The 13,551-nt window shown below is 61.1% G+C and carries 13 protein-coding genes; 6 read left to right on the forward strand and 7 right to left on the reverse strand.

Features of this window, described 5'->3' with window-relative positions:
• Positions 1–833: ABC transporter ATP-binding protein (locus tag WCA85_RS20755; RefSeq protein WP_424066758.1), on the forward strand; the 833-nt coding region annotated here is incomplete at its 5' end.
• Positions 834–938: 105 nt separating this feature from the next.
• On the forward strand, positions 939–2,861 hold the full coding sequence (locus WCA85_RS20760) for a PAS domain S-box protein (RefSeq protein ID WP_424066769.1): 1,923 nt from the start codon (positions 939–941) through the stop codon (positions 2,859–2,861).
• A gap of 14 nt (positions 2,862–2,875) precedes the next feature.
• Here WCA85_RS20760 and WCA85_RS20765 read toward each other — a convergent pair whose 3' ends face one another.
• The gene (locus WCA85_RS20765) at positions 2,876–3,595 is read right to left on the reverse strand and encodes a TetR/AcrR family transcriptional regulator (RefSeq protein ID WP_424066759.1); all 720 of its coding nucleotides are present in this window, start codon (positions 3,593–3,595) and stop codon (positions 2,876–2,878) included.
• Positions 3,596–3,678: 83 nt separating this feature from the next.
• Entirely contained in the window at positions 3,679–4,599 is a 921-nt protein-coding gene (locus WCA85_RS20770) for a hypothetical protein (protein ID WP_424066760.1), read from the reverse strand.
• Between the two features lie 316 nt (positions 4,600–4,915).
• Between WCA85_RS20770 and WCA85_RS20775 the strand changes: the two genes are divergently transcribed.
• From WCA85_RS20775 to WCA85_RS20785, 3 genes are read left to right on the forward strand one after another with little or no spacing between them, the layout of a single operon-like run.
• Entirely contained in the window at positions 4,916–5,971 is a 1,056-nt protein-coding gene (locus tag WCA85_RS20775) for a Rieske 2Fe-2S domain-containing protein (protein WP_424066761.1), read from the forward strand.
• A gap of 43 nt (positions 5,972–6,014) precedes the next feature.
• On the forward strand, positions 6,015–6,185 hold the full coding sequence (locus tag WCA85_RS20780) for a rubredoxin (protein ID WP_424066762.1): 171 nt from the start codon (positions 6,015–6,017) through the stop codon (positions 6,183–6,185).
• Entirely contained in the window at positions 6,182–7,363 is a 1,182-nt protein-coding gene (locus tag WCA85_RS20785; protein ID WP_424066763.1) for an NAD(P)/FAD-dependent oxidoreductase, read from the forward strand. Before WCA85_RS20780 ends, WCA85_RS20785 begins: the two co-directional genes overlap by 4 nt.
• Before the next feature lie 344 nt (positions 7,364–7,707).
• On the opposite strand, the gene WCA85_RS20790 is transcribed toward WCA85_RS20785, so the two are convergent.
• The 5 genes from WCA85_RS20790 to WCA85_RS20810 form a co-directional block, all read right to left on the reverse strand.
• Positions 7,708–8,631, reverse strand: coding sequence for a LysR family transcriptional regulator (locus WCA85_RS20790; RefSeq protein WP_424066764.1), 924 nt, complete (start codon positions 8,629–8,631; stop codon positions 7,708–7,710).
• Positions 8,632–8,857: 226 nt separating this feature from the next.
• Positions 8,858–9,688 carry a hypothetical protein gene (locus WCA85_RS20795; RefSeq protein ID WP_424066765.1) on the reverse strand — a complete coding sequence of 277 codons (831 nt, stop codon included), beginning with the start codon at positions 9,686–9,688 and terminating at the stop codon, positions 8,858–8,860.
• Positions 9,689–9,799: 111 nt separating this feature from the next.
• Positions 9,800–10,645, reverse strand: a complete 846-nt coding sequence (locus tag WCA85_RS20800) for a carbohydrate ABC transporter permease (RefSeq protein ID WP_424066766.1) — start codon at positions 10,643–10,645, stop codon at positions 9,800–9,802.
• Entirely contained in the window at positions 10,642–11,532 is an 891-nt protein-coding gene (locus WCA85_RS20805) for a carbohydrate ABC transporter permease (RefSeq protein ID WP_424066767.1), read from the reverse strand. Before WCA85_RS20805 ends, WCA85_RS20800 begins: the two co-directional genes overlap by 4 nt.
• A gap of 143 nt (positions 11,533–11,675) precedes the next feature.
• Positions 11,676–12,908: an ABC transporter substrate-binding protein gene (locus tag WCA85_RS20810; RefSeq protein ID WP_424066768.1), complete on the reverse strand. Its 1,233-nt coding sequence runs from the start codon at positions 12,906–12,908 to the stop codon at positions 11,676–11,678.
• Positions 12,909–13,393: 485 nt separating this feature from the next.
• Between WCA85_RS20810 and WCA85_RS20815 the strand changes: the two genes are divergently transcribed.
• On the forward strand, positions 13,394–13,551 hold a 158-nt coding region (locus WCA85_RS20815; RefSeq protein WP_424066770.1), incomplete at its 3' end, for an SDR family NAD(P)-dependent oxidoreductase.

The following is a 13,551-nucleotide window of genomic DNA, read 5'->3' on the forward strand; positions in this document are numbered from 1 at the left end:
CGCCGGTGGCGCAGGCCGAGGTCACGGTCCCGCTGCCTGCGCGCGGCGCGGGAATTTCCTTCGACAACGTCAGCTTCTCGTATCCGTCGCGCCCAGGTATTGCGGCGCTCTCCGGGCTCTCGCTCGAAGTCCGCGCGGGCGAGCATGTCGCGCTGGTTGGGCCATCCGGCGCAGGCAAAACCACCTTGTTCCAGTTGTTGCTGCGCTTTTACGATCCTCAATCGGGCAGCATTCTGATCAACGGTGTGCCGACGCGACAGGTGCCGCTGGTCGAGTTGCGCAGGGAAATCGGCGTCGTGCTGCAGGAATCGGTGATCTTTTCCGGCAGCGTGCTCGAGAACATCCGTTATGGCGCGCCGGAAGCCAGTCTCGCACAAGTCCAGCGAGCCGCTGGAATGGCTGCGGCTGCGGGCTTTATCGAAGAACTGCCGCAAGGCTATGACACCTTTCTGGGCGAGCGCGGTGTGCGGCTGTCGGGTGGGCAGCGTCAGCGCATTGCGATTGCCCGCGCGATCCTGAAGGACCCGCCCGTTTTGCTGCTCGACGAGGCCACCAGCGCGCTCGATGCCGCGAGTGAACGCCTCGTGCAACAGGCACTCGACAACGCCGCACAGAACCGCACCACGCTGGTCATCGCGCACCGTCTCGCCACGGTCCAGCAGGCGGACCGTATCGTCGTACTGGAACAGGGCCGCATTGTGGCGCAAGGGCGTCACGCTGACCTGTTGTTGAGCTCGCCGCTCTACGCCCAGCTTGCCGCCCTACAGTTCGGCGACCCGCTCGCCCAGACCGCGCAGCACGGCGCTGTGCGCGACCCGGTCGGCTCTGCGTGAAAACCCGCTTCGGGTTGTCCAGCGGTTTGGGCGTGGATGGCCGGGGTAGAATCGGACAACCCAAAAGAGCAGACAGTCAGGCATCGACCGCGCCACACCATGACGATGAATACCGACAAGCGTGAAGTACAGACCAGAGTGACCGACGCGCAACGATTCGAGCTGCTCGTCACCAGCGTGAAAGATTACGCGATCTACATGCTGGATCGGGACGGCTACGTGGCCAGCTGGAACGCGGGTGCGCAACGGTTCAAAGGCTATACGGCCAGCGAGATTATCGGGCGGCACTTTTCGGAGTTCTACACAGCTGAGGACCGCGCCTCAGGCGTCCCCGCCAACGCCTTACGCACTGCGATCGAGCAGGGCAGGTTCGAAGACGAAGGCTGGCGGGTGCGCAAGGACGGCACGTGCTTTTGGGCCAGCGTGGTGGTGGACCCGATTCGCGATGCCTCAGGCGAGTTGGTGGGCTTCGCGAAGATCACGCGCGACATCTCCGAACGTAAGCAGGTGCAGGAAGCGCTGCGCAAGAGCGAGGAACAGCTTCGCCTGCTGATTCAGGGCGTGACGGATTACGCCATCTATATGCTGTCGCCGAGCGGCGACGTAAGCAGCTGGAATTCGGGCGCGGCGCGGATCAAGGGATACGAGCAGGACGAGATTATCGGCCAGCATTTCTCGCGCTTTTATACCGAGGAAGACCGCGCCAACGGTTTGCCCGCGCTGACACTTGCGATTGCGGCGCGCGACGGCCGCGTGGAGCGGGAAGGCTGGCGGGTACGCAAGGACGGCACCCGTTTCTGGGCGAACGTGGTGGTGGACGCGATCCGCGACGACCATGGGACACTCATCGGGTTTGCGAAGATTACCCGCGATATGACCGAGCGCAAGGAGGCAGCCGCGACGCTGGAGCGCGTGAACGCCGCGCTGTTCCAGTCGCAGAAGATGGAAGCCATCGGCCAGCTCACGGGCGGCGTCGCGCACGACTTCAATAATCTGCTGGCCGTGTTATCGAATGGACTGCAGGTGCTGTTGTCGCAATCACGTACGCATCTCGACGCGAAGATGCTGGAGACGATGCAACGGGCGATCGAGCGGGGCGCGTCGCTGACCCAGCAACTGCTGTCGTTTGCACGCCAGCAGCCGCTTAAAACGGAAGCGCACGACCTGAACGCGCTCATCGGCGCGTTCGAACCCATGTTGCAGCGGGCGGGAAACGCATCGATCCGGCTGGAATTCGACCTGGGCCCGGGGCAGGCTCCGGTGATGGTGGACGCCGCGCGTTTCGAGGCGGCCTTGCTGAATCTGGTGGTGAATGCCCGGGATGCCACGTCTGAAGGCGGCACCATCGCGGTGGGCACCGAGCGCGTTGAACTGCCAGCGCGCTCGGTAGGCACGCTCCCGGCCGGTCGTTATATCCGGGTGTGGGTGTCGGACACCGGCACCGGGATGTCTCCCGAAGTCGTCTCGCGTGCCTTCGAACCGTTCTTTACGACCAAGGCGCCGGGTAAAGGAACGGGGCTCGGCCTAAGTCAGGTTTATGGGTTTATCGTGCAGTCGGGCGGCGAAGTTGTGATCCAGAGTACGCAAGGCGTGGGCACCACGATCGCTATCTATCTGCCGGCGGCCAACGACATGCCCGATGGCGCCGGCTCCTATCCGGACCAACTGGCTGTGGAAACCGTCTTGCTCGTGGAGGATGAGCCGGATTTGCTGGCCGCGGCGGCTGAACTGTTCAGAAGCATTGGCTACGAGGTGGTGACAGCCAGTAACGGCGTGGATGCCATCGACATCCTGACTCAGCGCGCGGAAATCGACATCGTGTTCAGCGATATCGTCATGTCGCACGGTATCAGCGGTCTGGAACTCGCCCGACAGGTCCGCGAGCGGTATCCCCACATCAAGGTGGTGCTCGCGTCGGGCTATCCGGTTGCGGTGCTGCGTCGCGAGCATGGCGACCTGAGCGAATTCTGCTTCGTCCATAAACCGTATCGGCTCGCGGATCTCGCGAAAGCATTGCGCGCAGTCTGACGCAACGCTGCTGCTCAGGTCGCGCCCTTGCCGGTGCCGGTGGGCATGACCTGGACATGTTCGATCACCGCGTCTACCAGCGCTTCCGCGTCGCTGATGCCCTCGGCCGACGCGGCCAGCGACTTGAGACGCCCGTCGATCAACAGCGACGCCAGCCCGTGGACATACGCCCAGGCAGCGGTCATTGCGATGGCCTGCGCGGCGTCGGTTTTTCCAAATGTGCTGGTGTCGTCCGTTACCCACTCGGGCGGATCGATAATGGCGCCGGCGAGCGCGCGTGCCGACATCTGCCGTGCTTCCAGCAACGCGGGGCGCGTGGAGTCGAGCATTTCGCTGCGCGACATCAGGCGCAGCAGGTTGGGATGATCCAACGCGAACCTCACGTAGCCGCGTGCAATGGCTTTGCGCTGCGCGCGTCCCGGCGGTAATCCTGCGGCATTGTCGGCCATGGTCTGCGCCAGACGGCGGTGGCCGCTCGCGGCCAGTTCGCTCAGTACACCTGCCGTGTCGCCGAAATGATGCTGCGGAGCCGTGTGCGATACGCCCGCCTCCCGCGCAATGGCCCGCAGCGTCAGGCCGCGTATGCCGTCGCGCTGGAGCACGAGCTCTGCTGCTGCGAGTAGCGCATGCGGCAGCGAGCCGTGGTGGTAAGGCTTCTCGCGTGATGATTTGTCGGTTTCGGCGGGGGCTTTCGGAGAGGGAGAGGCTTTGCGACGTGCGGACGCTTCTTTCATGACGACGGATTGGGACCCGGATTTTTACAGTGAAAAGATATCTTGACTGCCCGGTCGGCAAAAGTCAAAAAATCCCCAACCGGTCATTTAATTGGGAAGGTGCGCAAATAACTCGTTCCACCTGCTGAGGCAGTGCGATCAACGGCATACAGTCGATCATGCGAAGCATCGACCGCCACGCCACGGGGTTCCTGGAAGTCGTTGGCGAGTACGCTGACCGTGCCATCGGGCGCGATCTCGCAGAGACCGTTCTTGTTGCATTTGGTATAGAGCCGCCCCTGGGCGTCCGCTGCCAGCAGATCGGGACTTTCGATGCGAACGGACAGCGTGGGCGTGGTGGGTGCGGTCGCGCTCAGCAGCGCTGCCAGGTTCACCTTCACGATGCCATTGTTAGCCTGATCGGAGACGAACACGTTGTCACCCGTGATGGCGATGCCGACCGGTTTGCCAAGCCCCGTCAACAGATCGCGTTCAACGGCGGCGTGGGTCTGCGCGTCGTAGGTCACCAGACTCAGGCCTCCTTGGGTTGGGCTGCCGCTGTTCTTGATGAACCAGCTTGATAGCAACTGTCCAGGACCGATGGCAAGCAGTCCGAGTCGACGCCGGCTACCATCAAGACCAGTCAGCTCGGAAGTTGTGCCGTTTCCTGCAATCAAGAAGATCGCGCTTGCCGTGCCAAACCCAAAACGTTCGACCGCCAATTCCCCTGAGCCCGTCACGCTTACCTGGCTCAGGCTCTTTCCCTGGCCCGGTGGGACCGGAATGGACGCATAGGGTGTGAACGCGCCGCCGTTAGACGACAACACGCTGCTGGTGCGGTCGTCCGTGATGAAGACCGTGCCATCGGATGGCCGCACCGCGATGCCGTTTGGTTGTGCGTCCAGTGCCACTTTCGCGGGCCACGTGATGTTGTCCGGTGTGCTGCAAGCGCTCAACGCGGCCACAAGGCCGCAGATTGCGATGAAGCTCACGGGCCGACGTAGTGCAACATGCGAGACGCGCATGTTTCCTCCAGAGCGGATTCGAGTGGGATGAGGTCTTGAAACCGACGCTAGCGCAGCGCCGAGGAGCAGGGCGCGCACGATGCGGCGCGCTATCGAAACCTAATATACACATTGACGCAACGTCTCGCTAACGCGGCTGCATTGAGCCCGCCGCGCTGAGCGCAGGGCGAGCCCATGTCGTTGTGCACATAGACTCAATGTCCCGCCGGGGATGGGTTGGCGGGGCACGTCCCGCTATCTTTGTGTCCATGCAGTTGTCCACGCGGTCCTTCCATAAGACGGCTGCATTAAACCCCCACAGGTTCTGGAGACACGCATGAGTTCCGCCCACGTCGCCCCTTTGACGTTCCAGCGTTCGGCCGCCTTGCCTCGCAACTGCACCTTCGACAGCCATGACTGGACCATCCTCAGCCAGTACTGGCACCCCGTCGCCTTCGCTGCTGAACTCACCGACAAGCCCATCAGCGTGACGTTGCTGGATGAGCCGCTGGTGGTGTTCCGCTCGAATGACCAACTCGTGGCGGCGCGCGATATTTGTCCGCATCGCGGCGCGCCCCTGAGCCAGGGATGGGTCGAAAACGGCAACATCGTGTGCCCTTATCACGGTCTTGCCTACGGCACCGATGGCAAGTGCAAGTTCATTCCGTCACAAGGCGATGGCCCGATTCCAGAACGTCTGCATCTGGTCACTTACGCGGTGCAGGAGGCTTACGGGCTGATCTGGGTGTCGCTCGACGGCGGCAACGAAGCGTTGCCCGAGTTTCCTGAGTGGGACGATCCCTCGTATCAACGGATCTTGCCGCCGTCGATTGACATCAAAGCGTCGGCGGGGCGCCAGACCGAAGGCTTCATCGACGTCGCGCACTTTGCGTGGATTCACCACGACAGTTTTGCGGATCGAACCAATCCAGTCGTGCCGCAATACACGGTGGCGCGGCGCGAGCGCGGCATGCGTGCGGAATACATCAGCACGGTGAGCAATTTTCCGAAATCGATGCAACATCGCGCGCCGGACGGCTTTTCGTGGCACCGCATATTCGAAGTCGATGCACCGTTTTTCGCGCGTCTGACCGTGCACTTTCCCGAAGGCGGGCGTCTGTCGATCCTGAATGCGGCAAGCCCTGTCTCTGCCCGTATGACGCGTCTGTTCGTGCCGATTGTGCGTAACTTCGACAAGGACTTGCCGCTGGAGGATGTCTACGCGTTCAACCGCCAGGTCTTCGAAGAGGATAGGGCAATTGTCGAGCGACAGTGCCCGGAAGATCTGCCGATCGACCGCGCGGCGGAAGCGCCGATTCTTGCTGACCGGTCGTCGGGTGCCTACCGACGTGCGCTGGCTGAAATCGGTCTCGGCCAGGCCTATGTTCGTTAAACGGTAGCCAGTAGTTGGCGATCGGTAAAACGGGAGAAAAATCATGAAAGTGTGGGAATGCGTGATCTGCGGATTTCGCTATGACGAAACGTTGGGCTTGCCGGAGGCCGGCATTGCGCCGGGTACGCGCTGGGAAGATGTGCCGGTCGACTGGATCTGCCCCGACTGCGCGACGGGCAAGCACGATTTCGACATGCAGGTGGTAGCAGTATGACGACCGTTGACGAAACGCCCGCAACGCAGCCGGTCGTCATCATCGGCACGGGCCTGGCGGGCTATACGGTGGCGCGCGAACTGCGCAAGCTCGACAGTACGGTGCCCATCGTGATGCTGACGCAGGACGACGGCTGCTTCTATTCGAAGCCCATGCTGTCGAACGCACTCGCGATGAAGAAGGAAGCACGCGATCTGGCCAGCTTCGACGCCACGGCGATGGCGGCCCAGTTGCGCGCCGACATTCGTGTGCATCAGCGTGTCGAGCGCATCGTGCCTGGCGAGCATCAGGTCATTGTGAATGGAGATTCCCTGCACTACAGCAAGCTGGTCCTCGCAACGGGCGCCGACGTGCGGCGGCTTCGCGTGGATGGCGACGCGGAAGCGGAGATTCGCTCCATCAACGATCTCAGCGACTACGCGGGCTTCAGGGCCGCGCTGGCAGGATGCAAATCGGTGGCGATTCTCGGCGCCGGCCTGATTGGCTGCGAATTCGCCAATGATCTGATTGCTGCGGGTTTTGCGGTATTGTTGATCGATCCAGCCACCACACCGCTGGCCCGCTTGCTGCCACCCTTCGCCGGCGAAGTATTTGCGAACGCGCTGAGCGAGAGCGGCATCAGTCTTTATCTGGGGCGCAGTGTGTCGAGCATCGAGCGACAACTCAACGGCTACCGGCTGGTGCTCTCGGGGGGCGAGCAGATTCATGCGGACCTGGTCGTTTCGGCAGTGGGCCTCGTGCCGCGCACCACGCTGGCTGCGAACGCCGGGCTCACGATCGAGTACGGTATCTGGACAGACGCATGGTGTCGAACGAGTAATGAGGATATCTATGCATTGGGAGACTGCGCGGCAATCATGGGCAGGGTGCAGCCTTACGTGTTGCCCATCATGCACGCGGCTCGTGCTTTGGCGCGAACACTCAGCGGCAATCCAAGCTGCGTCGAATTTCCCGTTATGCCTGTGACCGTCAAGACGCCTGCTACGCCAGCGGTGGTGGTGTCGCCTGATACAGAAGGGCAATGGCTCGTCGATCTCGCGGCGCATGCGGGACGCAATGCGGCGCGTGCGGTCTGCCGCCACGCGGACAACGGCCGTCCCATTGGCTTCGCGCTGGTGGGTGCGGCTACGGAAGGCAAGGCCGCGTTGCTCAAGGAGATGGCCTCGGGCGCCGGCTAGTGCGCGGTATCACACGCACTGCGCAACGCCAGCGAGTGCGTTGGCTTGAGACGGGCAACCGTCGCAAGGGTAGTGACGCGATTGCGTGCCACGATGGCATGCATCGTATGGCGCACGGCCGGGAATGATTACGGTCGCGACAACAACAGATTCCATCTGACCGACCTCATTTCGTGGTCGTCCGTTCGCGTAAGAGGACCTGTCACCTCGAAGCGATCCGGTCGTCGCCGCGGCGCCGCAAGCCTGGCTTGCGGAGATTTCTTTTGGCGTTTCATCGCTTGCGTTACAGCGCAGGGGTTATGGCGACGCGGGTTAAGCCGGCACGTTCCGCCGCAAAACCCGCCTTAATGCGCGAGGTCTTTTGCCACGTTCGCAACAAGCCGACGCAACCACGTGGCCGCAGCGCTTCGATGCGTCCGATCGTGCCACAGTTGATAGTAGGTCAGCGCCTGAGGCGTGCCGGGAATCGGCTCGATTCGCAGCGGCAAGAGTTGCGTGTAGTGCGTGGCTAAAGCACGCGTGGTGGTGAACAGAAGATTGGATCGCACCAGCACATAAGGCGCCATGCCGAAGTACGGCAGTGTCGTCGTGACCGTGCGGGACAGGCCATTGCGCGCGAGCTCGACGTCGATGGTGCCTAGCGCATTCGTGTTGTACGTCGTGACGGCGAGATGTTCTGCCTCTTGATAGACGGGCCTGGTCAGTCTTCCCGGTTTGATGGGATGCCCGTCGCGCATCAGACACACCAGTTCATCCTGACACAACGGTTGCAGATGCAAATGCTCCGCGGGCGTTCGCCAGTTGCCGATCACCAGATCCAGAAAGCCGCTTTCGAGGCCATGCTCGTAGCCACCGTCGACCATCATCAGATGGTTGAATTCGATCTTCGCGCCTGGCGCCTCCGTATGAAAGGCATCGACCACCGCGGGGACAAAAAAGACATCGAGGTAGTCCGGCGAGCCGATCCGAAACGTCCGCTTCGTGGCGGCGGGATTGAATGTGGTGGTGGGGTTGAGGATGGCGGAAATGCTATTGAGCGCCTGTGCAGCGGGGTCGATCAGAGTCAGCGCGTGAGCGGTTGGAATCATGCGACTGCCGCTGCGCACCAGCAACGGGTCACCCGTCATCTGGCGCAGCTTGCGAAGTGCGACGCTGATAGTCGGTTGCGATTGTCCAAGCAGCGTCGCCGTGCGCGATACGCTCGACTCGGTGAGCAGCGTATGTAGCACTTTGAGCAAGTGCGAATCGATGACTTCCCTGGACGTCACAAGCGGAATCCTCTTTGTTCTGCACGACGAAATGGTCGCTTGAACCTGGCCGGAACGACGCTCGAAATATACCGACGTATACAGCGACGGTCAATTCCGGCAATCTATGCGGAGGATCGTTGAAACCATTGCTGGTGCTCGCTTATGAGGGTGGCGACATGGCGATAATAGTGATCGCGTTATGGTCAGACGTGAGGTCGTAGATCGACGTCAGCCCGTCACGCCGTCAATTCGACAAGTGCAACTTTTTCGTCAGCACCATACCCGATTGAGGGTTGATCAGCCACATGGAGTGGACGTTCACGTACAGCGTGGAAGTGCGTGTCGTGATGTCGGTGGGTTCTTCATCGGTGGGGTCGTGGTGCTCGCGCAGGTCTTTCAGGTAAGGCGGCATGAGCGCGCATCGGAGCTCAACCGCGAACGCGCCATGCGTTTTGTCGAACGCGGCCTGCGACACGGGGAAGTGGGCGTGAATCATCGTCTTGCCGTGCCCCTGTGTCCTGAGTTCGATAATATCGACATGCTGGATGTATCCCTTCGCCTTGGCCTCCGGGGCGATCACCAACTCCCGGCCGCTCGGACCCTTGACGGACTTTGCAAGCAGGATCGCACCCGGCCGGTCGTCGCCGGAGAGGTCGGCGTCGACCGTCAGTTCGTGCGTTTTCGACTCGTACACCACGCCGTAGGGCGCAGGGACGACGAATACCAGTTCATGGTCGAGTCCGACCTTGGCCAGGTTGTTATCGTGCTGCGCCGCGTGTCCCGGCAGCGTGATAAGTTTGTCGATGCGCTCGCGCAACGTAGGCGAAGCCGCGTGAATCGGTTCTCTCGCCAGTGTGTTGCGTACTGCAACGGGGTCGTCACGTACGAAAGCTTGCGCAGTCGCGTTTGCTGGAGAATCGACCGAGGCGGTTTGACTCGCCTGTGCGGATGCAGTGGCCTGCGCAGACGAACTGTCAGGCAGGCTGGCAGATGCCCGAACAGGCGCAAATAGCGACATGCAGACGAGCAAAGCCGCTGCGCTCGAACGATTCAGGATTAGTTTGGTTTTGGACACGACACACTCCCCGGGATCACCCAGTGTATCGCAATCAAAAGCCGTGAGCGTTGCCCGCAGGGTCCTTGGCGCGCAGCAAGTTCGCTTACGCCCCGGAGCGAAACTTTTGGCTTATTTCACCGCGCCCAGCGCGAGTCCCTTGACGAGATACCGCTGTAGCCACGCGAACACCACCGAAACAGGCAACGTCGCGCACAGCGTCGCGGCCATCACCAGATGCCATTCCACGACGTATTTGCCGGCCACCATGTCGGTCACCTGCACGGTGAGCGTCTTGTTCTCCGGCGAACGGATCAGCGTGTAGACCACCGCGAATTCGTTCCATGCATTGATGAACGTGAAGATGGCGGTAACGACAATCGCTGGCACGGCGAGCGGTAGAAACACCTTGAAGACCGCCTTCGCGCGTCCACAGCCTTCGAGCCATGCCGACTCTTCAAGATCGCGCGGCACGGTCTGGAAGTACGATGACAGCATCCACACCGCAAACGCGATATTGAACGCCGCATACGAGACGATCACCGCGAGCTTCGAATCCACCAGGTTGCCATCGCCGTAAGGAATCATCGCGGCGAGCCGGAACAGGCCGACCACCAGCAGAATCGGCGAGAGCATCTGCGTGACGAGCAGAAACTGGCGGTACAGGCCACGCCCCCGGAACGGAAAACGCGCGAGCGCATACGCCGCGGGCAGGCTGACGGCCAGCGCGAGCGCCATTGAAAGCAGACTGATCACTACGCTGTTGCGTAACGCGACGCCAAAGTTGGCCGCCACCCACATGTCGACGAAGTTGTGCCATTGCCAGTGCACCGGCAGCCAGCGCGCCGGATAAACAAAGACTTCGTCCGCCGGTTTGAGAGCCGTAAACAGCATGATCGCAAACGGGAACAACACCAGCACGATCAACGGGGATAGCGCGAGCCAGCACCACAGCGTGCGTTTCATTTTCAGGCTCATGCGTTATCTCCTTCTTTCGACGGCTGCATGCGTAGATACAGCATCGAGAACACGAACAGCATCACCAGCATGATCAGCGACACCGCAGCCGCCTGACCCGGACGGCCAAGCCGGAAACCGATTTCGTACAGATAGGTGACGAGAATATGCGTGCTTTCGTCGGGGCCGCCTTGCGTCATCACCCAGATGATCGGAAACGAGTTGAACACGTAGATCACGTTCAGCAGAATCGTCATGTTCACGAACGGCCTCAAAAGCGGCAGCGTGAGCTTGCGGAATTGTTGCCAGGCGCTCGCACCGTCGATGCGCGCGGCTTCGTAGATGTCGCCCGGCACTGATGACAGGCCGCCTAGCAGGATCGTCACCGTGAACGGAATCGACACCAGAATCCCCACGGCGATTTCCACCGGAAACGCGAGTTCCGGCGTCGCCAGCCAATGGATCGGTCCGTTGATGAGGCCTAACCGGTGCAGCGTGACGTTGACCATGCCGTAGTCGTCGTTGAAGGCCCAGCGCCACACCACGGCAGTCATCGTCAGCGAGACGGACCACGGCAGCATGACGATAGTGCGCGCCACGCCACGGCCATAGAAATCCTGATTGAGGATCAGCGCGACCGGCACGGAAATCAGCACGGTTCCGCCCACCACGAAGAAGGTCCAGTAGACCGTGCGCCTCAGGGCGCCCAGGAATTCCGGATCGGAGAATACGGTGTAGAAATTCTGCAGACCAATGAAGCCGCGAATCGCACCGAAACGCGAAACGTCGTGTAGCGACTGGTACACGATGTTGAAAATCGGATAGGTGATGATGAACAGCGCGAGTATCAAACTCGGCGCAATCAACAACCAGGGCGCCGACAGGCGCGGGGAAGCAGGACGGCTCATGCGTGCTCGATCGTAAGTCGCGCGCTGATCCTGTAAAACAAGGGGTTCGCGCGACGGGATGGGCCGGGTACAACGCGGCGCGCGTGGTCCATAAGGGACAGCGCGCGCCGGTCTACATTAACGCTCGGTTACTGCAACTCGCATTACTTGCCGAGGGACTGGTTTGCCTTTTCGGCGGCTTCATTCAGTGCTGCGGCCGGTTGGGCCTTGCCGAGGTAGATCGACTGCATCGCATCCGAAACGGCCTTCGCGGTGTCTTCCCAACCCGTGATGGTTGGGGCGAACTTCGCGCTCGGCAGCAACGCGATAAACGCCTTCGTATCAGGATTGTCGAACGCCGGGTCGGTTGCTTCGGCCTTCGTTGTCGGCAAGAAACCTTCCGTGCTGGTGAACTTCACGCGCGGTTCTTTCGTGAACAGATAGTCGAGGAACTTCCAGGCGTCCTTCTTGACCTTCGAGTTCTTGAACATCACGATCGAATCGGTCACTGCGTACGTGGCGTTCTTCGTGCCCATCGGGATCGGATCGATGCCGTACTTCAGGTTCGGCGCTTCTTTCGCGATCTGCTTGGAGAGGAACGGTGCCGAGATAACCATGGCCACGCGGCCTTGCTTGAACAGGTTCTGCACGTCTTCACGGCTGTAGCCCGTCACGCCCGGTTCCGTCAGACCTTCGTCGATCATGGTCTTGTACAACGTCGCTGCCTTCACGCCAGCCGGCGAATTGAACGCAGCCTTGCCGTCCTTGCCGACCACGTCGCCACCGTAGCTCCACAGCGCGTAGTAAAAGTAGACGTCCGTTTCGATTTCCTTGCCTTGCAGACCGAAGCCGGCAATGCCTTGCGCCTTCAACTTCTTCGACGCATCGATCACGTCATTCCAGGTCTTCGGACCGTTCGGATAACCAACCTTCGCCAGCAGATCCTTGTTGTAGTACAGCGCGCGAGCGGATGCGGCGATCGGCAGCCCGTAGACCTTGCCGTTAATTTCACCCGGAGCGAGGAACGGGCCGATGAAGCGGTTCTTGAAGCTCGCGTCCATGTAGCCGTCGAGCGGCTCGGCGACGTCATCCTTCACGAAGTCCAGCAGCCAGCGCGTGCCGACAATAGCCAGGTCGGCGTTGGCGCCGCCGGTGATGTCCGTTTGCAGTTTCTGTTGCAGCGTGTCCCAGCTCACATCCTCAATCTTGATGGTCGTGCCGGGGTTGGCCTTTTCGAAATCCTGGGCCACTTTTTCGAAGTACGGCGCGGTGGCGTCGCTGTAATGGGCGACGGTCACGCGGACCGTGTCGGCATGCGCCGCCACGGTCAAACCTGCAAACGCGAGCGCTACGGCAACCTTGCCGAGCGTAAAAGAAGCACGAGCTTGCAACGACATTTCTCTCTCCTGGGTGGTCCGCTGCCGTCGCCGGCCGCTGGGTTGTCAAATTGTTTGAAAAAATCCTACAGGACGAAAAAAAAGTTGTCACGTAGGGACTACGATATTTTTTCTCTGCGCCTTTTTTGCATAAGATGCTGTAAAGAAGGGGTATTTTGTGCGGTGCCGCGACAGGTGGCCGGATTTCACGGGCGCTCGCAGCATACGCGAGATGCTTCGCGTGTTGGAAATTTACAAGCGGAACGACCGCTGCAAGCCGTTGTGCGGGAAGCGGGATGGTTGGCGCCGGCTTCACCGCTGCGAATCGTTGGCCATGATGTTTTGGGGTTTTCCCTGGTGTGAGGCCACGAGGCGGTCTTGCGATCTGATGGGCTAGGCGAAAGCCACTAAAGAGCGTCGACGCGTGGAATCGGGAGACCTGGTTGTTTGAAAGACACAGGTCAACTCTGAGCGGGTCGCCGTCAAGCAACGTTGTGAGGACAGACATGAATCGAGTGGTATTGGTCACCGGGGCGTGCGGGGGCATCGGCAGTGCGCTGTGCCGGCGCTTCGTTGCAGAGGGCGATACGGTGCTGGCGCTCGACCTCGAAGCGGCGGCGCTCGATGCGCTGGCCGCTGCACTGGGTGCCGACCGCGTGACGCC

This window comes from Paraburkholderia sp. (assembly GCF_049581445.1).
Lineage (GTDB): Bacteria > Pseudomonadota > Gammaproteobacteria > Burkholderiales > Burkholderiaceae > Paraburkholderia.